The sequence below is a fragment of the Actinoplanes sp. NPDC021490 genome (assembly GCF_055562135.1).
The window spans coordinates 687,943-712,090 of record NZ_JBVHFW010000002.1; the positions used below are offsets into that span (position 1 = coordinate 687,943).

17 protein-coding genes are annotated in these 24,148 nt (G+C 69.3%); 7 read left to right on the forward strand and 10 right to left on the reverse strand.

What is annotated here, in order from left to right:
* Positions 1–1,114 precede the first annotated feature (1,114 nt).
* From ACZ3I4_RS07530 to ACZ3I4_RS07545, 4 genes are all read left to right on the forward strand, one after another.
* Positions 1,115–1,504 carry a hypothetical protein gene (locus ACZ3I4_RS07530; protein ID WP_465381034.1) on the forward strand — a complete coding sequence of 130 codons (390 nt, stop codon included), beginning with the start codon at positions 1,115–1,117 and terminating at the stop codon, positions 1,502–1,504.
* On the forward strand, positions 1,498–1,725 hold the full coding sequence (locus tag ACZ3I4_RS07535) for a helix-turn-helix transcriptional regulator (RefSeq protein WP_465381035.1): 228 nt from the start codon (positions 1,498–1,500) through the stop codon (positions 1,723–1,725). Before ACZ3I4_RS07530 ends, ACZ3I4_RS07535 begins: the two co-directional genes overlap by 7 nt.
* Positions 1,726–1,879: 154 nt before the next feature.
* Entirely contained in the window at positions 1,880–2,824 is a 945-nt protein-coding gene (locus ACZ3I4_RS07540; protein WP_465381036.1) for an NAD(P)-dependent alcohol dehydrogenase, read from the forward strand.
* A 953-nt stretch (positions 2,825–3,777) separates the two neighbouring features.
* The gene (locus tag ACZ3I4_RS07545) at positions 3,778–4,524 is read left to right on the forward strand and encodes a methyltransferase domain-containing protein (RefSeq protein ID WP_465381037.1); all 747 of its coding nucleotides are present in this window, start codon (positions 3,778–3,780) and stop codon (positions 4,522–4,524) included.
* Here ACZ3I4_RS07545 and ACZ3I4_RS07550 read toward each other — a convergent pair.
* The gene (locus ACZ3I4_RS07550) at positions 4,491–5,078 is read right to left on the reverse strand and encodes a GrpB family protein (RefSeq protein WP_465381038.1); all 588 of its coding nucleotides are present in this window, start codon (positions 5,076–5,078) and stop codon (positions 4,491–4,493) included. The genes ACZ3I4_RS07545 and ACZ3I4_RS07550 overlap by 34 nt on opposite strands.
* A gap of 81 nt (positions 5,079–5,159) precedes the next feature.
* Between ACZ3I4_RS07550 and ACZ3I4_RS07555 the strand changes: the two genes are divergently transcribed.
* Both ACZ3I4_RS07555 and ACZ3I4_RS07560 read left to right on the forward strand, forming a co-directional pair.
* Entirely contained in the window at positions 5,160–6,176 is a 1,017-nt protein-coding gene (locus ACZ3I4_RS07555) for a methyltransferase (protein ID WP_465381039.1), read from the forward strand.
* A gap of 924 nt (positions 6,177–7,100) precedes the next feature.
* Positions 7,101–8,372: an SGNH/GDSL hydrolase family protein gene (locus ACZ3I4_RS07560; protein ID WP_465381040.1), complete on the forward strand. Its 1,272-nt coding sequence runs from the start codon at positions 7,101–7,103 to the stop codon at positions 8,370–8,372.
* Positions 8,373–8,484: 112 nt separating this feature from the next.
* On the opposite strand, the gene ACZ3I4_RS07565 is transcribed toward ACZ3I4_RS07560, so the two are convergent.
* On the reverse strand, positions 8,485–12,606 hold the full coding sequence (locus ACZ3I4_RS07565) for a hypothetical protein (protein ID WP_465381041.1): 4,122 nt from the start codon (positions 12,604–12,606) through the stop codon (positions 8,485–8,487).
* A 55-nt stretch (positions 12,607–12,661) separates the two neighbouring features.
* Entirely contained in the window at positions 12,662–13,591 is a 930-nt protein-coding gene (locus tag ACZ3I4_RS07570; RefSeq protein WP_465381042.1) for a M56 family metallopeptidase, read from the reverse strand.
* An 83-nt stretch (positions 13,592–13,674) separates the two neighbouring features.
* Here ACZ3I4_RS07570 and ACZ3I4_RS07575 point away from each other — a divergent pair, with 83 nt between their 5' ends.
* A complete protein-coding gene (locus ACZ3I4_RS07575; protein ID WP_465381043.1) occupies positions 13,675–15,024 on the forward strand; it encodes an MFS transporter in 1,350 nt (449 codons plus the stop codon).
* Here ACZ3I4_RS07575 and ACZ3I4_RS07580 read toward each other — a convergent pair.
* From ACZ3I4_RS07580 to ACZ3I4_RS07610, 7 genes are all read right to left on the reverse strand, one after another.
* Complete coding sequence (locus ACZ3I4_RS07580) at positions 15,021–17,594, reverse strand: tetratricopeptide repeat protein (protein WP_465381044.1); 2,574 nt, start codon at positions 17,592–17,594, stop codon at positions 15,021–15,023. The two genes, ACZ3I4_RS07575 and ACZ3I4_RS07580, sit on opposite strands and share 4 nt — an antisense overlap.
* 29 nt (positions 17,595–17,623) lie before the next feature.
* Entirely contained in the window at positions 17,624–18,442 is an 819-nt protein-coding gene (locus ACZ3I4_RS07585; RefSeq protein WP_465381045.1) for a MetQ/NlpA family ABC transporter substrate-binding protein, read from the reverse strand.
* A gap of 12 nt (positions 18,443–18,454) precedes the next feature.
* The gene (locus tag ACZ3I4_RS07590; RefSeq protein WP_465381046.1) at positions 18,455–19,111 is read right to left on the reverse strand and encodes a methionine ABC transporter permease; all 657 of its coding nucleotides are present in this window, start codon (positions 19,109–19,111) and stop codon (positions 18,455–18,457) included.
* Positions 19,108–20,106 carry a methionine ABC transporter ATP-binding protein gene (locus tag ACZ3I4_RS07595; protein WP_465381047.1) on the reverse strand — a complete coding sequence of 333 codons (999 nt, stop codon included), beginning with the start codon at positions 20,104–20,106 and terminating at the stop codon, positions 19,108–19,110. The genes ACZ3I4_RS07590 and ACZ3I4_RS07595 overlap by 4 nt, the downstream gene beginning before the upstream one ends.
* 399 nt (positions 20,107–20,505) lie before the next feature.
* The gene (locus ACZ3I4_RS07600; protein WP_465381048.1) at positions 20,506–22,101 is read right to left on the reverse strand and encodes an SLC13 family permease; all 1,596 of its coding nucleotides are present in this window, start codon (positions 22,099–22,101) and stop codon (positions 20,506–20,508) included.
* Positions 22,102–22,154: 53 nt separating this feature from the next.
* Entirely contained in the window at positions 22,155–23,147 is a 993-nt protein-coding gene (locus ACZ3I4_RS07605; RefSeq protein WP_465381049.1) for an ArsR/SmtB family transcription factor, read from the reverse strand.
* 627 nt (positions 23,148–23,774) lie between these two features.
* On the reverse strand, positions 23,775–24,095 hold the full coding sequence (locus ACZ3I4_RS07610) for a DUF3817 domain-containing protein (RefSeq protein WP_465381050.1): 321 nt from the start codon (positions 24,093–24,095) through the stop codon (positions 23,775–23,777).
* Positions 24,096–24,148: the final 53 nt, after the last annotated feature.

Below are 24,148 nucleotides of genomic sequence, written 5' to 3' on the forward strand. Positions count from 1 at the left end.
TGCCACTTCCCCGGCGCTCATTCCTTTCCCACGGATTTCACTCGAATGGCGTAGCGGGTGCCGGCGGTCCATCCCGAGGCGCCGTCCTGAGGAGCCCCGGACGCTGATCACCCTCCCGCCTTCTTCTCGCCTGCGGTTCTCCGTGGGCTGAAGCTCGCGCGGCTATGTCAGACAAAGCCGGTCCTCCACGGACTGCGACAAGCGGAAAGTGTGGAAAACGCCATAGTCCGCCGGCGAGGAGCCCTCCACCCCTCAGCCATAGGAATCGAACGAAAACGCCGAACTGATCCCGATCCCCATTCAGGAGACTCCGATGCGCACGCCGTCCGATTCCCCATGTCCTCCCGCCGGCCCCCGCCGAACATGGCTGCTGATCATGTTGCTGTTCTCCGCCGTAGCCGGGGCCGCCGCAGGCTTGCTGCTCCATTCCAGCGGCTCCGACACCCCGTCCTGCCTCCTGACCGGCGGCGGCGCTTTCGTCAGCACTTTGTGCGCCCTCTTGTCGATCGCGCGCTACGCCGGTGGCCGATGAGTGACGCACGAACCCCACTACTGATCCCGACTGCCGCCCTCGCCGGTCGCCGGAGGCGGGTCTCCATCACCGTCGCGCCGCTCGTCTCCACCACCGTCGCCGCAGCCCGTCTCCACCACCGTCGCCGCAGCCGGGCTTCCTACCGCTGCGCAGCCCGTGCTTCCACCGGCGCCGCAGCAGGTCCCACCGCCGCGCAGCCGGTCATTCCACCGGCGCCGCAGCCGGCCCCACCGTTGCAGCGGCCCTTGCGCTGCCGCTCAGCCGGTTCCCACCGTTGCGCAGCCGATTATTCGAACGTCGCCGCAGCCAGCCCCCACCGTCGCAGCCGGTCCTTCCACTGCCGCGCAGCCGGCCCCCACCGTCGCGCAGTCGGTCCCCCACCGTCGCGCCGCAGTTCATATAACCGTCACCGTAGCCAGCCAACGGCGCCATCACTCTCACGGCAGCCGGTCATCTTCGCCGGTCACAGCTAGTTCCGCGCCGTTGTCGTCGCTCGTCGAGATCCCCTGTCACCTGAGGCGACGCTGAGAATCATGTAAAGAAAGTTTGACTTGATGTCCGGCATTCTTTACCTTCGGGAGCATGACAACCCAGGAGCGGCGGGCTTGGAGCTTGGCCGTCGTCAGCCTCATCGCGTACGGGATCTATCTCGTGCTCTTGGCTGTGGATATCTCGTATGTACCGGCCTTGCTGTGGACAGTGGTGGGCGCGATCGTCGTCAACATCGCTGTGGATGTCTTGTTCGGCGGCAGGCAGAAGGCCGACCAGCGCGACCGGGAGATCGCCCGGTTCGGCGAACACATCGGCCAATCGCTGGTCGTGGCCGGCGCCGTCGCGGCGATGGTCATGGCCCTGCTCGAGGCGCGCCACTTCTGGATCGCCAACGTCATCTACTTGGCGTTCGTGCTCTCCGCGGTCCTCGGCTCAACCGCCAAGATCTTCGCCTACCGCAAGGGCTTCCACCCGTGGTGAAGCCGACCCGCATCACCAACCAGATCCGTGCGCTGCGCTTCACCGCGGGCGAGATGACCCAGGCCGACCTGGCCGAACGCATCGGCGTGACCCGCCAGACGATTATCGCCATCGAACAGGGCCGCTACTCCCCCTCGCTCGAGGTCGCGTTCCGCATCGCTCGGGTTTTCGGCGTCAGCCTCGACGACGTCTTCCAATACCCTGCGGAGGAGCCCACGTGACCGCCCATGGCAAGCCATCTCGGATCGGACCCGGCCGCACGCCGGCCGCCGCCCTCGACGTGAACGTGCAGCGCCCGGCCCGGACGGGAACCGTCGTCAGTTGCGATGCCTCGCACTTCGGCCCGTCCGGCCGCACTCGATCGGAGAAGCTCGCATGAAGGCCGTTGTCCACAACGCCTATGGCGATGCCGACGTCCTACACATTGACGACGTCCCCAAGCCCACAATCAAGCCGAATCAAGTTCTCGTACGGGTGCACGCAGCCGGAGTGGATCGCGGCGCCTGGCATGCGATGACCGGCCTTCCGCTGGTCGCCCGCCTCGGTTTCGGGCTGAGGGCCCCGCGCAACCGCACTCCCGGCCTGGATCTGGCTGGCGTCATCGAGGTCGTCGGCGACCAGGTCACCGATTTCAAGGCCGGCGACGAGGTCTTCGGCCAGGGTTCGAGCAGTTGGGCCGAATACGCCCGGGCGAAGGCGTCCCGACTTATCCACAAGCCCGCGCACCTGTCCTTCGAGCAGGCCGCCGCCATCCCCACGTCAGGCGCGACCGCCCTCCACATGTTGACGCCGCAATCCACTTCCTCAACACGTCAGGTCCTCGTGATCGGCGCAGGCGGCGGAGTCGGCTCGTTCACGGTCCTCCTGGCCAAGTCCCGCGGTGACCACGTCACCGCCGTCTGCAGCCCAGCCAAGACCGACGCCGTACGCCGTTTCGGCGCCGACCGCACGATCGACTACACACGCGAGCCGCTGACCGGTTCGTACGACTTGATCGTCGACATCGCCGGCAACCGCCCGTTGTCCACACTGCGCGCCCTGCTGAAACCCACAGGCACCCTGTCGATAGCCGGCGGCGAAAACGGAGGCCGCTTCTTCGGCGGCCTCGAGCGCAACCTCCACGCCTTGGCCATCACCCCGTTCGCCAAGCAGAAGCTCCGAGCCCCCGTAGTAATAGCCACCCGCAGCGACTTGACCGCCTTGACCGACATACCTTCGCCGCTCGGAAGCACCCACCCCATGGCCGAAGCCGCCACCGCCATGGACCACCTAGCAACAGGCCAGATAGCCGGAAAAACAGTCCTAACCATGCCCCGCTAACCGCTGGCCGATGACCGATGACCGATGGCCACGGCCATGGGGTACCCGGTGGCCGATGCCGTGGCCAGCACCGTGACGACGGCTGCGGTTAGCGACCGGTACGGCCGCGGTTGGCGACCGGTAGACGGTGGGCCGTGGCCGGGGCCAGTGGAGGGCGGTCGTGCCGGGGATAGCGGTGATGCCGTAGCGAGCAAGTAAACGACAGCCGGGGTCGGCGCCATTGGACGACGGCCGTGGCCGTGGCCGAGGTCGAGACGACGGCCACCGCCGCGACCAGCAAGCGGCGAACGAAGGCCATGGCCGAGATCGACACAGACAGCCACCGCCGCAACCAGCAAGCGGCGGACAAAGGCCATGGCCGAGATCGACACAGACAGCCACCGCCGCAACCAGCAAGCGGCGAACGAAGGCCATGGCCGGGGTCGGCAAGCGGTGGACAGTGGCCGTGGCCGGCAAGCGGTGGCTTGTGGCGGTGGCCGACGGTCAGGCCAGGGGACGTCGTCCGGGGCCGAGGCCGGGGCGACGGACGTGGCCGACAATCGGTGGACGGCGGCCGTGCCCAGTGACCGACGGCCGGTTTTGGACGCCGATGATGGAGGCACCGATAATGAGCAGGACCTCGATGAGCCGAGGCCGCTGACGCGTCCCACCGCACGACAGCACCGGCGCCGCTCGTTCGGCAAGAACCACCAAAGCGCAGCGCATCCATTGCCGTGATTAGGTCGTAGTTCGGCCCCCGGCCGGCGTAGTGGAACGAGTTGCGCGGCAGGTGGTTTGCGCTGGTCTGGATCACGGCCTGGGGCGTGGGCCGAGGTGGTCGGCGGGTGACGCTCTCTCTAACCCCGACGGCTCGGGGGATGCTGGCGGTCGGTGTATCGGCTCGTTCCCGGATACGTCTGAGATCTGCACACTTTCGTTACCACTGCCGGATCGGGGCGTGGTGGGGTGGGGCGGTGACCGATCAGATCGCGTACATGGATGACGCTGCTGCTACTGCTGTGGGGCGGGACTACAAAGAGCGTCTACTTCGTGGGCTTGCGCTTGAGGCTGGGCACACCGTTGTGGATCTGGGGTGTGGACCGGGGACTGACCTCGGGAGCCTCGGGGCTGCGGTGGGGAGCGCGGGGGCTGTCGTTGGGGTTGATCGGGATCGGGGGATGTTGGACGCGGCTCGGCGGCGGCATCCGGGAGTTCTGCTTCGGGAAGGGGATCTGGCGGCGCTGCCTCTGGACGACGGCAGTGTTGACCGGGCCAGGGTTGATCGGGTGCTTCAACATGTTGATTCGCCTGGTCGAGCTATTGAGGAGGCGGCCCGGGTGTTGAAGGTGGGTGGGCTCTTCGCCGCGGCCGAGCCGGATTGGGACACACTGGCCGTGGCGGATGAGGACTTGGAGACCAGCCGGGCCTTTGCGAGCTACACAGCGGAACGGGTGCGGAACCCGAGCATGGGGCGGGACCTAGTTCGGTTGTCCACAGCGGCGGGGCTTGCGGTCCGCAGTGTGGAAGCCATGGCGGTGCTGTTTCGGGACTTCGGCACGGCGGACCGCATCCTTGGGTTGCGCCGCAACACCGAACGTGCTGTTGCGGACGGGCGCCTTGCTCCGGCGTACGGGAAAGCATGGCTGGAAAGGCTCGAGGCGGGACCGGTCGTTGCCGGGTTCACCCTTTATTTGGTCGTGGCGGCGAAGATTCGCTCGTAGATCTGATCGATGACGTCGCATTTCGCCATGTTGTAGTCATCGGCCTCACCGGCCAGCCGGCGTTTCGTCTCGGCGTAGAGGTCACGGTCGTCGGGATGTGCGCGGAGCCAGTCGCGGAAAAGGCGATGCCTGATCGGTTCGGCGGCATCGCGCGGCCAGACGTGCAGATTGATGTCCTCGTCGCCGCCGAGCAGCATGCGATGACCGAACCACCATGGTTCGCGCAGAATCAATCGGTAGCCGGCGTCAGTCAGGGCGGGAACATAGAGCGATTCGTCGGCGGTGTCGTCGAGCAGCAGGTCGATGTCGACGATCGGTTTGGCAGCCAGGCCGGGCACCGACGTTGATCCGACATGCTCGATGCCGACGATCCGGCCGCTCAGAGCCGCCTCGATGCCGGCGCGTGCGGTGTCGAAACGCTGGACCCAGTCCGGGTCGTAATCGACGATGACGATCGACGACCATCGCCTCGGACGTTCCCCGACCAGTCCCGATCTGTCCTGCTCGGGAGTGCCGAGGAACCGCTGCGTAACCTCCGGTGGATAGCCACCCATGCCGTACCTCCTGAAAAAGGGAAGTCGGCCAGATTAACGGAACTCGGGCGCGTCGGCGTACCGATTTGCGATGATCGATGCATGTTGACGCCGACGCCCCTGATGGGGCTCGTTACCGGGTTCTGGAGTTTCAAGACGTTCGCGGCCGCGGTCGAGCTTGACCTCTTCACGCTGCTCCAAGGTGGCCGAACGCTCACAGTCGCGCAAGCCAAGACGGAGTTCGGGCTGCCTGAGCGTCCCGCCGATCTACTGCTCGCGGCGTGCGCCTCGCTGGGGCTGCTCGAGAAGGACGGCGACGGCTATCGGAACAGCGCGCTGGCCGAGGAGTTTCTGGTGCGCGGCAAGCCTTACTATTTCGGCGGCCAAGTTGCCTACTGCGACCAGCGTACGTATCTGCCATGGCATCGGATCGGCGAGGCGTTGCGCACCGACCGGCCGTTGACGTGGGATCCGTCCACGCAGGACTCGATGTTCGACACGGCCGATCCCGAGATGCTGGAAAGCTTCTGGGGCGCCATGTATTCGACGTCCATCTTCACGGCGCAGGCCCTCGCCCGGGCGATCGATCTGAGCGGCCGGCGCCGGCTGCTCGACGTGGGTGGCGGTTCGGGCGCGTATCCGATCGAGTTGTGCCGCGCACTGCCCGAGTTGCGCGCGACCGTGCTCGATCTGCCGCACGTGTGCACGATCGCTCAAACGAACATCGAACGAGCAGGGTTGAGCGATCGGATCGCCACGCATCCCGGCAACTTCCTCACGGACGCGCACCTGCCCGGCGACCATGACGTCGTGCTCTTCAGCATGATCCTGCACGACTGGGACGAGGCGACGAACCGAGAGCTTCTGACCAAGGCGTACGCCGCCCTCGCGCCCGGCGGCCAGGTCATCATCTCGGAGCTGCTGCTGAACGCCGACCGCACCGGCCCCGCGCCGGCGGCCCTGATGGGAATGAACATGCTGGTCGAAACCGAGGCCGGCCGAAACTATTCGGACGCCGAATACGCGCAGTGGCTGACGAGCGCGGGCTTCACAAACGCGCACACGATCCACTTCGACGCCCCTGGCGCCAATGGCGCAGTGATCGCCACCAAGCCGTAACCAGACTTGGCGTCTTGGCGCGCGGCTTCAGCGCGCCAGGACGGTCCGGCTTCGCCAGCGAGAGGCCGAGAGGAGCCGATCGCCAGTCGCTGACGTAACTCCCTGGTCACCGATCATCAGCGCGCATGGCAGGTTGCGCATTCGACGATACGAACGGGAAGCGGCCGCGGACCGCGCACAACCGCGCGGTCCGCGCACCTTCGTGCAGCCGTGCGCTGTCCGTGCAGTCGCGGAGTCGCGCGGTCGGCCGTTGCACAATCTTCGCAGCGTGCCGTCGCCCAGTCCCCGCAGTTGGCCGTCGCCAGTCCACGCAGCGTGCCGTCACCCAGTCCACTCGGTCGGCCGTTGCGCAGTCCGCGAAGCGTGCCGTCGCCCAGTCCACCTGCGGCCGCCGCGCAGCCCGCGAAGCGTGCCGTCGCCCAGTCCACCTGCGGCCGCCGCGCAGCACGCGAAGCGTGCCGTCGCCCAGTCCACCCGGTCGGCCGATGCACAGTCCGCACGGCCGGCCGTTGCACAGTCCGCGCAGTCGGCCGCCGCGCAGTCCGCGCAGTGGGTGCTCGGTCGCGCACTTCGCCCGTCTCTGCAGATTGCGCGTCGGCTGCTCGACCAAGTCTTCTGCGCGACGTCTTTGCTAGGGCGGCCGAACGAGCATGTTGGCAGTTGCGTGCTGCGGTTCACACCGGGACGGGGTTGAGCGTTGGGCTTACTCAGGTCGCCCGCGTGGGTGGAGCGTTCTCGGCGCGCCAGCGCCCTGCTCGCCTCGCCCGGGTCCTCGGCGGGAGCGGCGGTCTGTGACACCCGCCCGGATGCGAAATCTTGTTCTTGATCTTGTGTTGTGGGGGATGCGTGACTCAGCCCACTATCAGGAATCTCCCAGGTCACGCGGTGCGGGATCGGGTGTGCCGACCCAGTACCGTGGGCGCGGTGAACTGGACCCGGAAGACGACGATCTCGGTCGCGGCGGCCCTCGTGGTTCTGGTTGTGGCGGTGGTCGTGTTCGTGCGGCGTGACTCGGCCGGCAGCGGGAACGGTGGCGGGGACGAGGCGGGCCCGACCGGTGCGAGCAGTGTGGCGCCGAGTGCTGATGCGAGCTCGGCGGGGACGCCCTGGACCGGCAGCTGGGCGGTGGCCGTGCAGAACGGCGGGCCCGGATTCGAGCGGCAGACGGTTCGGCAGATCGTGCGGACGAGCATCGGCGGGGACACGGTTCGGGTGAAGTTGTCGAACGAGTTCGGCAGTGATCCGTTGACCGTCAGTGCCGTTTATGTTGCGCGCCATTTGAGCGCGAACACTGTTGATGCGAGCACGAACGCGCATGTGACATTCAACGGTGGGGACTCGGTGACGGTCGAGGCCGGTCAGACCACGGTGAGCGATCCTGTTCAGTTCGCCATGCCGGCCGGTGCGGACGTGTCGGTCAGCGCCTATGTGCCCGAGCGGATCGGGTCGGTGACTCAGCACGCGTTCGCCAACCGGCACAACTACGTCGCCGCGGGCAATCAGGCGACCAAGGCGTCGCTTTCGGGTGCGCGGACGTTCGACAACTACGCGTTCCTGGCCGGCTTGGACGTGCAGAACGCGCAATCGGAGGGCGCGGTGGTCACGCTCGGCGCGTCGATCACCGATGGCTACGACTCGACGTTCGGGGAGAACCGGCGCTGGCCCGACCAGCTCGCGCGGCGGCTGATCGAGGCCGGGCGCAATGTCGGGGTGCTCAATGCGGGCATCAGCGGCAACATGCTCCTCAAGGACGGGGCCGGACAGGGGGCGGTCAACCGGTTCGACCGGGACGTGGCCGCCCAGACCGGGGTCAAATGGGTGGTCTTCTCGGACGCCGCGATCAACGACCTCGGCGACAGCAACCCGCCCAGCGGCGAGCAGCTCATCCAGGGTCTGCAGCAGCTCATCCAGCGCAGCCATGACGCCGGCATCAAGATTTTCTGCGCGACGCTGACCCCGTACAAGGGGACGGATTACTGGAATGAGGAAGGCGAGGCCGGGCGTGCGGCGGTCAACGACTTCATCAAGGGCGACGGCAGCGGCTGCGACGCGGTGATCGACCTGGACACGGCGATCCACGATCCGAACGACCCGCAGCGGTACAACAGCCGCTACAACACGGGCGACAGCCTGCACCCCAACGACGCCGGCATGGAGGCGATCGCGGCGGCGATCGACCTGAACCTGTTCCGGTGACAGCGACAGCGACAGCGACAGCGACAGCGACAGCGACAGCGACAGCGACAGCGACAGCGACAGCGACAGCGACAGCGACAGCGACAGCGACGGCGACGGCGACGGTCAAGTTCTAGACGCCGTCGCGGCCGAAGCGCCGGATACGCTGGGCGAGGTCGGCCTGCCCGCGCCGGGCCAGGAGACCAAGCCAGTGCCCGGCCGCGTTCGGCGTGCCCGCGATCATCTCGGCGTACACGCCCTCGATGTCCCCACGCGCCGCCAGCAGGTCAACGAGGCGGTCGGCGGCGTACCAGTCACCGGATTCGGCCCGTTTGCGTAGCTCGTCCAGGTCACCGCGACGCGCGATGACCTCGACGAACCGGGCCGCCGACCTTCCGTCACCGGCTGCGGCGCGGGCCGCCAGCCGGTCGATCTGTCCGCGATCCACCAGAACGTCGGCCAGCGCGTCGGCCGCGCCGTATCGGCCGGCGTCGGCGCGAGCGGTGAGGGTTTCGAGATCGTCCCGCCGCACCAGCAGCTCCGCGAGCCGGCGTTCAGCGTCGTCATCACCGTTGTCGGCGCGGACGGTCAGTTCGGTGACATCCCCGCGCCCCGCCAGCACATCAGCCAGCCGGGCGGCCGCGTGGTCGTCGCCCGCCTCCGCGCGCCGGCGAAGTGTCTCCACATCTCCACGGCGCACCAGAGCGTCGGCCAGCCGCCGTTTTGCGTGCTCGTCACCGCGGTCGGCCCGCTCCGTCAGCCCCGCATAGCTTTCCGCATGGATCAGCAGCTCGGCCAGGCGGGAGGACGCCGTGACGTCGCCGTCGTCCGCGCGCGCCCGCAGCTGGTTCACGTCCCCGCGTCGACCCAGCGCTACGGCAAGCCGATTTTTCGCGTTGTCGTCGCCCGCGTCGGCCCGTCGGCGCAGCTCATCCCACTCGCCGCGGTGCGCCAACAGGTCACTCAACCGATCCGCCGCCCAGGTGTCCCCGGAGTCAGCCCGGGCCGCGAGCCGTCCGGTGTCGCCCCGGCGGACGTACAGATCGGCCAGCCGGATCGCCGCAATGTGATTGCCCGTCTCCGCCCATCGCACGAGCTGCTCGTGTTCTCCGCGGGCAACCAGAAGGTCACCGAGGGCGATCGCCGCTCGATCGTCGCCACCGTCAGCGCGCGCACGAAGCCGGTCGGCATCTCCTCGCTGGACGAGCACGTCCACCAGCACGCCCGGCGCCCACAAGCCTCCGGCATCGGATCGCCTGATGAGGTCGTCGAGATCGCCGCGGTCGGCCAGCAGGCTGCACAGAGTCGAGTCGGCCCAGGAGTAGCGGGCCGGGTCCAGAGCGCCGAGTTCTTCGACGGCACCACGCCGAGCGAGAAGGTCCACCAGGTCGTTCGCGGCTTGCACGTCGCCGGCGTCGCCACGAGCGCGGAGCCGGTCGATCTCGGCGCGGCCGACCGACCTGTCGATCAGGATCGCGGCGGCCTGCTCGTCTCCGGCCGCGGCCATCATCTCGAGCGCTGCCGTATCTTCGCGGCTCATCAGGAGATCCCGCAGACGTTTCGCGGCCGCCTCGTCACCTTGCTCGGCGCGGACGCCGAGCCGCTCCCGGTCGCCCCGGGCCGCCAGGACATCCGCCAGTGCGACCGAGGCGGCGTTGACACCTTCGTCGGCCAATGCCGTAAGCGCTGACCGATCGCCCTGGTTCACCAGGTGCTCGACCAGTACGTCTACGGCGTTCTCGTCGCCGGCTGCGCCACGCGCACGAAGTCTTCGCAGCTCACCGAGATCAGCCAGCATCCGGTTCAGCTCACTGGCGGCGTCGGCATCGCCCGAGGATGCGCGCGCGGAGAGTTCAGCGCGATCACCGCGGCCAACAAGCATCTCGGCCAGGCGGGAGGCGAATGCTTCCCGGCCCTCGCGTGCGCCGGCCTCGAGGCGGTCGATCTCGCCTCGATCGACCAGGATCTCCGCCAGGTCCGCATTCGACGCCAGACCTTCCTGATCGATCCCGTGACCCATCAGGAAGAAATCGACGAGTCTCAGCGCGGCGAAGAAATTGCCCGCCTCGGCCGACGCTCGAAGTCCGGCAAGGTCTCCCCGATCACCGAGAACGTCCGCCCACTCGGTCATGGCCCACAAGGCGTCATCGCCCCCGTTGGCGAGCTGCTCCCACTCTCCGCTCTCCACGAGGAGCCCGGAAAGACGAATAGCGGCCCAGGAATCGTCGGCATCGGCGCGGATCCGGAGGGACTTCAGGTCACCGCCGGCCGCCAAGGCTTCGGCCACTTCGCTTCCGCCCTCGCGGTTGCTCCGGGCCAGCGCCGCCAGCTCGTCGTGCCGCCCATTTCGCAGGAGCCACCGAGCAAGCCGGCCCACGGCAAAGGCGTCCCCACCGTTCGCACGCGACCGGAGTTCGTCGACACGTCCCACGTCCACCAGCAGATCGGCCAGGTGGTGGTCGACCCACTCGTCACCGGCATCGGCCCTGGTCCGAAGGGCGTCGACGTCGCCCCGGTCGGCCAGCAGAGCTACCAGCCGATACTGAGCACGCCAGTCTCCGGAGTCAGCTCGCGCTCCCAGTTCCTCGACGTCACCGTGGCCGGTCAGAAGCTCGGCCAGCTCGTAGCCGGTCCATTCGTCGTCGCCGTCGGCGTGCGCGCGAAGCTGGGCGACGTCGCCCAGCCGGAACCACACCACCGCGAGGCGTTCGCGAGCGTCCTCGTCCCCCGCCTCAGCGCGTTCGCGAAGCCCGTCGAGGTGGGCCGGCTCCGCCAGAAAGTCCGCCAGCCGATCAATCGAATCGTGATCGCCGGTAGTGGCCTGACGCCGGTAGATCGCGGTCGCCCGCCGGTAGAGCAGCCGGTCGACGGCATTGCCCGCCAACCGTTCGAGGTCGTCCGGCGGCGCGTGCTCAATCAGGGCGTCCCAGGCCACCTCGGGCAAGGGTTCCTTCCGGCGCTCCGGGTTGATCCGTTGCAGCAGGTAGTCGGTGACCATGTAGCCGACGACCGCGCGGTGATCGGCGCCGGATCGTTCCAGCATCGGGGCCGTCGCCTTGTCCTGCGGGCGGTCGTTCCGGGCCAGCTCGGCCAGCTCGGCCGTGACCCATTCGTCGTCGGCGCGCACACCCGTCAGATATCCACGGGCCGCCGCACGAAGGAGCTCTTCCGTCAGGGGCGACTCGATTCCGACCCGGCGCGCATCGACCGCCGCGTGCAGAATCGCGCGCTGGTCGTCGGTCGCCCGCTCATACCGTTCCACGATCTCGCGCGCTCCGGCCAGCGCCTCGGTGACGTTGTAGTCGCGATCGGCGACCGCGGCGCCCAACCGCGGATCCGCCGCCGCCAGACGAACTGCTTCGAGCCGTTCCACCCGCGAAAACGTGTCCAGACGGATCTGACGTACGGCCGGAGCCCGGAGGATGTCCTTGGCCGCCGGGAACCGGTCCTGATCTTCGTTTCGCTTGCCGTCGTCGGATTCCACCTTGTCAGTGGCCTGCAGCTTCGACGCGTGTTCGGGCCAGAGCGTGCCCAGGATGACCACCGGGCTGGATGACTCCATGAGGCGGCGGATCGCCGCGGCGGTGATCGGAGCGGAGTTCTGGGTCAGATAGGGGCCGGGCAGGAATCGTTGTAGTTCATCCAGCCAGACGATCAGCTTCGCCGGCCGGGACCGAGTGGCCAACGCATTGACTTCGTCGCCGTTACCGAGGTCGGGCGCGAGCAGGGTGAAGTCGCCCAGTTCGTCGCGCGCGGTCTCGTAGAGCAGCCGGGTCTTACCCACACACGAGTTGCCGATCAGGATGAGGAAGCCACCGTGGTCACGAGCCGACCGCATCCACCGCCGTACGGCCTCCTCCTGATCGCGGCGTACGAAGGAAGGCAGGTCCGCGCCCGCCGTGACCGGATGCTCGGCCGCTGGATGGACGCGGAGTGCCAGCGCCGAGACCTCCTTGGCGGACATCCGCGGAAGCTTTCCACGCCGGTCGTAGGCCGGAGACGCGCTGGAGGGCGCGGCGGCCGATGCGGCACTGCGGGGGCTGCGCAGCTGCATCACTCCGAAGACCGACGAGACAAGCAGCGACGCGATTCCGACGGTCATGCTGATCACGCTGGACAGGCTGTCCTGGTCTTCCAGGCTGCGGCCGGCGAACGCCGCCAGCAGCGGAAACAGCCACCACCCGGCAATCCCGAGCAGCCCGAGGACAGCGAAGAGGGCCGCGAGGACCCTCCATGACGGACGCCGCCGGCGCATCACCACACCCTGCCCCGGACGGCAAGCCGGAGCAACCCTCCCGCGGCGGGACGTCTCAGTGCAGCATGCCGGCCGCGTACAGCAGCTCGCCCAGGTCGGCCACGCACTCGCCGGTCCAGATGACCGAGCCGGCGGCCACCGCCACCGGCAGGGCGACCAGCGTCAGCAAGCCGGCCGCGTAGCGCGGGGCCAGGAGGGACGCCACGCGGCGGGGCACGACTCCGGCGTTGCGCAGGTCGCGGCCGGACGGGGCCATCGGCAGACCGACGCGCGTGTGGGCCGCGCGGAGCGCTGCCGCGCCGATCGCCTTGGCCACCACTCGGCGGTCGCCGATCTGCTCGGCCGCGCGCTCGTCGGCCGCCCGCTCGACCAGGAACTCGATGCGCCGGGTCAGCCGCCCGAACGCCGGGTGCACCGCCGCGGCCAGCTGGGCCAGCAGCACCAGGTGGTGGTGCCGGGCGTCGAGGTGGGCGCGCTCGTGGGCGAGCAGCGCGTCGTACTGCCGGTCGTCGAGCGCGGCCCGCATGCCGGTGGTGACCACGACGCGGGCGGGCGTTCCGGGGACCGCGAAGGCCTCCGCGCGCGAGTCGTCGATCATCGTGACGCGGTCGGCGTCGACGGGCAGGCCGCGGAACTCGGCGGCGATCGCGTTCTCCCGGCGGTGTGACCGCCAGACGCGGGTCAGGCCGGCCAGCGCGGCCAGCAGCAGGGCTGCCGACAGCCAGGACACCCACGGCTCGCGCGAGGTGTCGGCGCGCACCACCGCGTCGGAGAAGCCGAGACGCACGGCGACCGGATGCAGCTCGGCCACCGCCTTGAGCGCGAACGCGGTCAGGCTGACCAGGCAGGCCGCGGCGGCAGTGACGATCGAGATGACCAGAACCGTGACCGCCGCCTCGGGGCGCAGACGGTCGGCCAGCCAGCGCACCGCCAGCGCCACCAGGATCGGGCAGACCACGACGGAGACCACGAAATGGTCGAACACGGGGCCTCCTTAGCCGGGCCCTACAGTCATACACCCCCGTGGCGCTGGACCTGAAGGGTGCTTCAGGTCATACGGTGGTCGCCATGGGGGTCATCCAAGGTCACGTCCGGGTCTTCTATCAACTGCTGGTCAGCACGCTGCTGGTGTCGGTCACGAACTTCACCGTCTGGTTCGCGATCACGTTCTACACGTACCTGGAGACTCGGTCGGTCTTCGCCACCGGGGTCATCTCGGGCATCTTCCTGGTGATGACGGCGCTGACCGGGATCTGGTTCGGCAGCCTGGTCGACCATCACCCCAAGAAGACGATGATGCAGATCTCGGCCGGGGTCTCCCTGACGACGTACGTGCTGGCCCTGGGTCTTTATCAACTGACGCCACGCGAGGAGTTCCGCGATCCGGCGAGCGTGCCGTTGTGGGGCCTGATCGTGCTCTTGATGGCCGGGGTGATCGCGGGCAACATCCGGACGATCGCGCTGCCGACCATGGTGACGGCGCTGATCTCGGCGGGCACCCGGGACCGCGCGAACGGCCTGGTGGGTACGGCGTCGGGGGTGTCGTTTCTGGTCACCTCGGTGATCAGCGGCTTGCTGGTGGCGCTCGGCGGCATGTTCTGGGTGCTCGTGCTGGGCATCGTCGTCCTGGCGCTGTCGCTCGTCCACCTGGCCCTGGTCAAGGTCCCCACCGATCCGGCCACCGCGGACGGGAGCTCCGGCGACGAGGATGGGGCGGGCCGGATCGATCTGCGGGGCACGATCCGGGTCATCGCCGCGGTGCCCGGGCTCACCGCGCTGATCATCTTCTCGGCGTTCAACAACCTGCTCGGCGGCGTGTTCATGGCGCTGCTCGACGCGTACGGGCTCTCGATGATGTCGGTGCAGGGCTGGGGCCTGCTGTGGGGCGCGCTGAGCACCGGGTTCATCGTCGGCGGCCTGCTCATCGCCCGCACCGGGCTGGGCAAGAACCCGGTCTGGCTGCTGCTGATGATCAATATCGTGTGCTGGAGCGTGACGCTGCTCTTCCCGCTGCGCGACTCGATCATCTGGCTCACGGTCGGCCTCTACGCGTACATGCTCGTCATTCCCTACGCCGAGGCGGCCGAGCAGACAATCTTGCAAAGAGTCGTCCCGTACGAGCGTCAGGGCCGGGTTTTCGGCTTCGCGCAGAGCGTCGAGCAGGCCGCGTCGCCGCTGACCGCGTTCCTGATCTCGCCGATCGCCCAGTTCGTCTTCATCCCGTTCATGACTGACGGAGCCGGCGCCCGCCTGATCGGCCCGTGGTTCGGCACCGGCGCGGCCCGCGGGCTGGCCCTGGTCTTCATGATCACCGGAGTGCTCGGGCTGATCGCCACGACCATCGCCCTGCGCAGCCGCCCCTACCGGCGTCTCAGCAACCGGTACGCCACCGCGGAACCGGCTCCCACAACCTCTTAACCGTCCCTGCCACCGGCGGCCTCACCCGCATGGGCGGCGTCCGGGAGGCCGAGCCCGCGCTGGATGACGGCGGCCCGATCCAGATGGGTCTGGGCCTCGGCCGGGTCGCCGAGGTCGCGGTGGGCGTGACCGAGCCCGGCCAGCGCCCGAGCCTCCTGCCCGGGATTGCCGATGGCGCGCGCGATGTTCAGGGCGGCCCGGTGGCGGGTGAGGGCGTCGGCGGGCCGTCCGGCGGCCCGGGCCGCCTCCCCCAGGCCGTTGAGGGCCCACAGCTCGCCGTCCTGGTCCTCGTCCTCGCGATAGATCAACAGCGCCCGCTCGTAGTAGCCGGCCGCCTGTTCGACCTGACCGAGCCGGGTGTGCAGCTGGCCCAGGCTGTCCAGCCCGTCGGCCACGCCGGTGCGGTTGCCGAGGCGCTCGTTGAGTTCCAGAGCCTGGCGCAGGTGGTCGGCGGCCGGCTCGTAGAGGCCCGAGTTGAGCTGCGCCTCGCCCATGCTGGTGAGCGCGTTGGCCACGCCGTACAGGTCGCCGTTGCTTTGATACAGCGGCAGGGCCTGACGGGCGTACTCGATCGCCGTGGCCCAGTCGCTCGTGCGCTGCGCGATGACGCCCAGGCTGACCAGCGAGCGGGCCGTGGCGATCGGGTCGCCGGTCGCCCGGTGCAGGGCGAGCGCCTCCCGGCCATATCCGGCGGCCTCCGCGTACCGGCCGGCGCGCTCGGCCACGAAGCCCAGGTTGGCCAGCACCCGCCCCTCGCCCGTCCGGTCGCCGGCCTGCCGGAACAGGGCCCGCGCGCGCAGCAGCAGCTCGTCGGCCCGGTCGTGCCGGCTCAGCTGCAGATGGGTGACGCCGAGATCGGTCAGCGCGTGACCCTGCCCGGCGATGTCGCCGTCGCGCAGCGCCGCCTCGTACGCGCGTCCGTGCACCACCTCCGCGTCCGTGTGGTGGCCACCGGCCAGATAGCGGAACAGCATGCGGGCCAGCCGGGTGGTGTGGCCGGCCCCGCCCTGGGCGGCGGTGTGCACGACGACGGCGACCAGGTTGTGCCGCTCGGTGTCCAGCCACTCCCGCGCCGGATCCGGGTCGGACAGGTCGGGGGCGGGCGTGGCGGCCGGGGCGTACTCGGGCCGCTGGTGGGCCTCGGCCGGGTACAGCGCGCTCATGGCCGCCCCGGCCGTGGCGAAGTAGTGGTCGGACAGCCGGGTGAGCGCGCCCCGGCGTACGGCCGGAGGGTCCTCGTCCTTGGCCTGGTCGGCGGCGTAACCCTGGACGAGGTCGTGGAACGTGTAGCGGCCCGGCGCGGGTTCCTGCAGCAGGTGGTCGGCGCGCAGATCGCGCAGCAGCGCCCGGGCGTCGCCGAGCTCGACGCCGGCCAGCGCGGCCGCCGCGTACGGGTCGAAGTCCTGGCCCGGATGCAGCGCGCAGAGCCGCAGCATCCGCTGGTGGCCGGCGAGCAGATGCCGGAAGGACAGGTCGAGGGCCAGGCCGATGCCCGTGTCGACCTTCCGGTCCCGCCGGCTCTCGTCGAGCCGGTCGGCGTGATCGGTCAGCGTCCAGCCCGCGGTGTTGCGGATGTGCCCGGTGACCAGGCTGAGCGCTAGCGGCAGATAGCCGCAGCGGCGGGCGATCCGGTCGCCCGCCTCGGGGCTCGCGCCCGCCTCGACGTGCGGCAGTTCCTCGTTGAGGAAAGCCACCGCCTCGTCCGGGGTGAACACGTCCACCGCGAGGTGCGCCGTCGACGGCAGGCCGGTCAGCCGGCGGCGGCTGGTCACCAGGGCCAGGCAGCCGGGCGTGGCCGGCAGCAGCGGGCGCACCTGGTCGGCGGTGGCGGCGTTGTCGAGGACCACGAGCGCACGGGTGCCGGCGAGCTGATCGCGATAGAGCGCGGCCCGCCCGTACAGGTCGTGCGGGATCTGCTGGCCGGGCACGCCGAGCAGCCGCAGGAACCCGTCGAGCACAGCGGCCGGGTCGGCGGGCGGCTGGGCCGGGTCGGGGTGGAAGCCGCGCAGGTTGACGAAGAGCACGCGGTCGAACGGCTTCTCGCGGTGCAGCAGATGGCCGGCATGGACGGCCAGCTGGGTCTTGCCGACCCCGGCCATGCCCTCGATCGCCGAGATCACGACGGCGTCGTTGTGGTTCAGCGCCCGCCGCAGCCGGTCGAGCTCGCCGGTGCGGCCGGTGAACGAGGGGAGCTCGTCGGGGAGGCTCGACCGTACGCGCACCTGCGAGGCGGCCGCGCTCTCGCCGATGACGACGCGCAGGGCCTGGCGCCACTCGGCCACGTAGCCCGTGTCGGGATGCAGCGCCTGCACCACCGCGGCGACCAGGTCGGCGTTGAGGCGGCGGCGGCCGCTGCGGAAACAGTCGGCCACCGTCGACTTGCGGGTCAGTTCCGCGGTCGGCCGGCCCGCCGCGGTCCAGGCCGTGTTGACCAGGGTCTTGATGGTCTCGTAGGACGGATCGCCCGCCCAGACCTTGAGCCGGCGCAACGTGTCGACGAGGTCGTCGAGGCTGCCCGCGCCGGCCGGATCGGGCGGTGTTCCGGACGCGGCCCCCGGCGTAGTGGTCACCGTCAATTTATACCGGGGGCGCGCACCCGTCAGAACGCGGGCAGGACCGAGCCCTGGTACTTGTCCTCGATGAACTTCTTGACCTCGGGCGAGTGCAGCAGCTTCTCCAGCTTCACGACCCGCTGGTCACCCTCGTCACCGGTGCGGACCACGACCAGATTCGCGTACGGGTTGTCCTCGCCCTTCTCCAGCGCCAGCGAGTCGGTGGCCGGCTTGAGCCCGGTCTCGATCGCGTAGTTGCCGTTGATCACCGAGACCGCCGTGTCCTCGAGGCTGCGCGGCAGCTGAGCCGCCTCCAGCGCCTTGAACTTCAGGTTCTTGGGATTGGCGGTGATGTCCTTCTCGGTGGCCTTGACCCCGACGCCCTCCTTCAGCGTGAGCAGGCCGTTGGCGGCGAGCAGGTTGAGCGCGCGGCCCGAGTTGGACGGGTCGTTCGGGATGCCGACCACACCCCCGGCCGGTACGTCGTTGAGGCTCTTGACCGTCTTGGAGTAGACGCCCAGCGGCTCGATGTGCACGGGCTTGAGCGCGGTGAACTTGTAGCCCTTGGACGCGACCTCTTCCTCCAGGTACGGGATGTGCTGGAAGTAGTTGGCGTCGAGCTGCTTCTCCTGAAGGGCGACGTTCGGCTGGATGTAGTCGTTGAACTCGACGATGTCCAGCTTCAGGCCCTCCTTGGCGGCCAGGTTGTCGGCGACGTACTTGAGGATTTCACCGTGCGGCACGGGGCTGACCCCGACCTTCAGCGTGTCGCTGGAGGATGCGGCCTCGCTGTCATTGCCTCCGCACGCCGCCATTCCGAGCAGGAGAGCGGCGGACGTGACGACTGCGGCGAGTGAGCGGCGCATGGTCGACCTTTCTTATTTGTGGGAGAGCCGGCGGACGAGGACGTCGCCCGCCATCTGGACCAGCTGGACGAAGATCACGAGGGCGACCACGGTGGCCACCATGACCTCGGTCTCGAAGCGCTGGTAGCCGTATCGGATGGCCAGGTCGCCGAGACCGCCGCCGCCGACCACGCCGGCCATCGCCGAGTAGCCGACCAGCGCGATGACGGTGATGGTCAGGCCGGACACGAGACCGGGTCGGGCCTCGCGCAGCAGCACCTTGCCGACGATCTGCGTGCGGGTGGCGCCCATCGCGGTGGCCGCGGCGACCACGTCGGGCGGCACCTCGCGCAGCGCGGCCTCGACGATGCGGGCGAAGAACGGGATGGCGCCGATGGTCAGCGGCACGATCGCGGCGTCGGTGCCGATCGTCGTGCCGACCACCGCGCGGGTGAACGGGATGACCGCCACCAGCAGGATGATGAACGGCAGCGACCGGGTCACGTTGACGACGAAGCCGAGCACCGACGATACGACCGGCGCGGCGAGCAGCCCGCCGGGCGCGGTCAGCACGAGCAGCACGCCGAGCAGCAGGCCGCCGATCGCGGTGAGCACGGTGGAGACACCGACCATCCAGGCCGTCTCCTGCAGCCCGACGGCCAGCAGGTCGGACAACTCGGACCAGGTCACGGCTTCTCCGTCTCATCGGCGAGAACCACGTTGGCCCCGCGGGAACGCAGGTGGTGAATGGCGGCGGCGCCGTCGCCGGGCAGCGCGAGCCGCCACCGGCCGGCGCGTCCGGCGGCGAGGGTCTCGACCGAGCCGCCGAGCACCCGTACGTCGATGTCGAGCTGCCGGGCCACCTCGGTGAGCAGCGGGGCGTCGGCGTCCTCGCCGCTGACGGTCACGTCGACCACGGTCTGCCCCGGGATCCGGGTGAAGTCGTCGAGCGGGAACAGGTCGCGCGCGAGCTCGGAACCGGGCTGGTGCAGCAGGTCGGTGACCGCGCCGGACTCGACGAACCGCCCGTCGCGCATCACGGCGGCCGACCGGCAGATCCGCTTGACGACGGTCATCTCGTGGGTGATCAGCAGGATCGTCAGGCCGAGCCGCCGGTTCAGGTCGAGCAGCAGCCGCAGAATCGAGTCGGTCGTCTCGGGGTCGAGCGCCGAGGTGGCCTCGTCCGACAGCAGCACCTTGGGCCGGGCGGCGAGCGCGCGGGCAATGCCGACTCGCTGTTTCTGACCCCCGGAGAGCTGTCCCGGGTACGCGTCGGCGCGCCCGCTCAGCCCGACGAGCTCGAGCAGTTCGGCGACTCGCGTGCGGCGTTCGGCCCGAGGCACGCCCGTCACTTCAAGGGCAAAAGCAACATTCCCGGCCACCGTACGGGAGGAGAGCAGCGCAAAGTGCTGATGGATCATCCCGATTCCGTGGCGGGCGACTCGCAGCCCCCGCCGGTTCAGCCCGGTGAGCTCGACGCCGCCGACCGAGACCGTGCCCGCGTCGGGCCGCTCGAGCATGTTGACACAGCGAAGCAGCGTGCTCTTGCCCGCACCGCTGCGCCCGAGCACGCCGAACACGTCGCCCTCACCGACGGTGAGATCGACACCGTCGACCGCCACGACCTCCCGGTCGCGCCGCCCCTTGGCCCGGTAGGTCTTCCGGAGCCCCTTGATCTCAATCACACCGCACCCTGACAGCCACGTCGCCGAACCCGGGAAAGCCCACAAATCCCATAGGTTTATGGTCATCGACACGCTAGCTTGCGAGGGCGGGGGGTTTCCACTCGCTGTAACGACCGTCACGGCGGTCGACCCTGACCGCCTACTCCAGCAAGACTAGCCATCACAGTCAGCAATCCGCTGGTGACGCCACTCACCGCGGGCCGGCGCCGCGCCGGGACAGGTGCCGGCGCCTGTCCCGGCCGCGTGCGAGCCCCTACCCCCGAGCCGACGTGCAAGCGCCCAACCCGGCCAGCGTGCAAGCATCTCCCAGGGGCCGACGTGCAAGCGCCCAACCCGGCCAGCGTGCAAGCATCTCCCCGGGGCCGACGTGCAAGCGCCCACCCCGGCCGGCGTGACCCCTCAGCCCAGGCCTACGGCCGCGACCATCAGGGGCAGGATCAGCAGAATGATGAGAGCGCCCACCACGTCGAACGAGGCGCCGGAACGGATCATCGTCGTGATCGGCACGACGCCCGAGCCGTAGACCACCGCGTTCTGGGGTGTCGACACCGGCAGCATGAAGCCGAACGATGCCGCGAACGTGGCCGCCAGGGCCGGCACCAACGGGTTGACCCCGGCCGCCACCGCGATCGGGATGATGATCGGCACCACGACGGCCGCCGACGCCGTGTTGCTGGTCGTCTCGGACACCACGATGGCCAGCACCACCGCGAACGCCGTGATGGCGAACATTCCGCTCAGCCCGAGGGAGTCGGCGCTCGACCGGCCGATCGTCTCGGCCAGCCCGGTGTCGGCCAGCAGCGAGCCGAAGATGATGCCCGTGCCGAACAGCACGATCGTTCCCCAGTCGATGCGCGCGGCGTCGCTCCAGTTGAGCGTGAACTCGCGCGAACGCCACGACGTCGGCAGCAGGAAGAGCAGCGAGGCGCCGAGCACGGCGACGATGCCCTCGTTCAGGCGCGCGCTCACGGTGTCGTAGACGGCCGACTCGGTGCCGGCCACGACCGCGACGATGCCCGGGAAGATCCACAGGCTGACCGTGACCAGGAACGCGATCAGGGTGTTGCGCTCGGCCGCCGAGAACTTGCCGAGCCGGGCTCGTTCCTCGGCCACGTACTCGGCCACGCCCTCGATGCGGCGGATCTCGGGCTTGTTGAGCAGCAGCAGGACGATCGCGAGCACGGCGAACATGACCAGGCAGATCGGCGCGGCGATCGCCATCCACTGCGCGAATGAGATGCGCTCACCGGTGGCCTCCTCGATCAGCCCGCGACCGATCAGGTTGGGCGGCGAGCCGACCGGGGTGAGCAGTCCACCGACCGAGGCGCCGTACGCGAGCATCAGCATGAGCGCCGCCCCCACGCGCAGCCGGGTCGGGTCGAAGCCCGGCTCGACCATTCCCCGGTCCTGCAAGAGCTTCGCGATCACCGAGAGGATGCCCAGCGCCGTGGGCAGCAGCATCGCGACCGTCGCGGTGTTCGAGACGAACGCCGAGAGCAGGCATGTCACGACGCCGAACGCGATGATGACGCGCGCCGTCGAGCGGCCCACGCCGGGAAGCGACAACATCCGGAAGGCGAACCGGCGGGCCAGCCCGTGCTTGAGCATGGCCTGGGCCAGGATGAACGCGCCGATGAAGGTGAACACGGTCGACGATCCGAACGGCGCCAGCACGTCACTGGCCTCGGCCACCCCGAACACGACGATCAGGGCGACGCCGAGCAGGCCGCCGATCGGGATCGGCACCGCCTCGGTCACCCAGAGCACGATCACGCCGAGCAGCAGGCCGCCGAGCACCTGCTGGCTGGGCGGGATACTCAGCGGAAGCGCGAGGAAGACGATCACGACGGCCGGGGCCAGGAACAGGCCGACCGTACGGCGGCCCCGTTCGAAACGCTCCTCGGCCGGGGACAACTGCTGCTCGCCCAGGCTGCGGTAGGTGGCCCCACCGAGCAGGCGGTTCTCGACATCGGTCTTGGCGGGTGCGTCGGTCATTGCGGTTTCGCCCCCTTGATCGAGTGATCTACATCACTCGATGGTAAGGGTCGTCATTCTGCGTCGCCCAGAAGCGCCTTCCCCAGCGGCGTCAACGTGTGCACGACGGCCTTGCCCGCGCGGCTCGTCTGGATCAGCGCGGCCTCGCGCAGCACCGCCGTGTGCTGGCTGACCGACGCGGCGCTCACCCCGACCCGGCGGGCCAGCTCGGAGGTCGTGCGCCCGTCCCCCAGCGACTCGAGCAGCGACGTGCGCGTGCGGCCGATGAGCGCCGCCAGCGACGCGCCGTCGGCCGGACGCAGCCCCGGGCGCAGGGTCAGATCGTGCTCGATCGGATAGACCAGAACCGGCGGCAGCGTCGTGTCGCGCAACGTGTCCGGCGTCCCCCACGACAGATAGGACGGGACGAGCAGCAGGCCACGGCCGTCCAGATACAGCGACTGCTCGAACGGCGTGTCGACCTCGAGAACCGGCGGCTCCCACCGCATTGTCGGCCGGAAACTGTCGAGCAGGCCTTCCGCGCCCTGATCGAGCAGAACGCGCGCACGGCGGGAACGCTCGGCCTCGATATGGGCGCGCGCCTCCCCCCAGAACGGGGAGATCGCGCTCTCGTACTGCGACTGCAACGCACCGGCCAGGCGCTCGAGAATCTCGGTGTCGCCGTCGGCGAGCTGCCCCATCCACGCCGGTTTCGGACCGGCGTAACGAACCAATTCCTCCAGCTCGTCGCGCAGCCGCGTGGCCGGGGTGGACTTGATGGCCTCGATGGCGGCCTGCAGACCGGACGCACCCTCGGCCGGCGTCAGGAAATCGGGGTAATAGGCGCCGCGCACCAGCGGAAGCAACAGCTCGAGGTCGTCGCGGCGGCTGGCCCGGAGAGCGTGCCCGCGCCACCGCCCATAGATCAGCTCGGGCCCCGGCCGGCGCAGCCGCCACACGCTGAAGATGGTCTCCCACATCGGGTCGGGCTCACCGGCGATCCGCACACGGCCGACGTCGTCCGGCGTGAAGTGGATACGCAACACGTCGGGCCCCCAGTTTGCCATCTAGCAAGCATTCACGGCCGGGAGTCTATCCGGCGGGCGCGACAGGGAGACAGCGGTCCACGACAAATATCCGCGCGGCCCGCGATTCGCCGAACGGATGCGCCGGGCGTCGCCACGAGCAGGATCGACGATTGGCAGTCCGGATATGCACCCCCGATAACGGCATATCCGACACGACTGGCGTCCGTCGACCCGGCTCGTGGCCGACCCGGCCAAAAGACAATGGCCGCCCGGCCCAGGTGACAACAAGACGTTTAATGCGTACCTAAATAGATGCCGTAGGGTTCACCCGAACGGCCGAGCCCCAGCCAAACGATCGGCCCGATAAGGACAAAAAAGGCAATTCCCGAAATGTACGCCTCGTAGCCCACAACAAACCCCCGAGGGGCCCCACCCCAAGACCGCGAATACACGCGGCACCCGCGCAGAAACGCGCAACAAGCGCCGTGCACGACCGCGCAACCGCCATCGCGCACGAACCGCACAACCAGGCCGTGCACGAACGCTCAACCGGCGGCAAGCAGGAACGCTCACCACCGCTGTCATGTACGGCTCAACACCGGCGCCGCGCACGAACGCTCAACCAGTGCCGTCCGCGAAGCGCTCAACCGGCGGCGCGCGGGACGGTCAGTTTGCTACCGAGGGCTCTGCGGTCTCGTTGGCCGGCCGGCGGTGGGCGACCCAGCGTTCGAAGATGAGCGAAGTGAACGGCGGGATCGACGCGGCCAGGCCGACCAGCGTGCGCGGCAGCGACCAGCGCTCGGTCCGCGCCACCCAGAGGGCGGCCACGATGTATGCGACGAACAGTGCGCCGTGCAGGCGCCCGAACAGCCAGACGCCCATGTCGGTCACCTCGGCGACCCGCTTCAGGTACATGCCGACGAGCAGGCCCGCCCAGGAGAACGCCTCGGCCACGGCCGTGATGCGGAAGATGCGGTACGGCTGCACGATATTGACGCCCCCTGAGCGATTCGGGTGATCCGTTTCAGACGAGGCGTCCG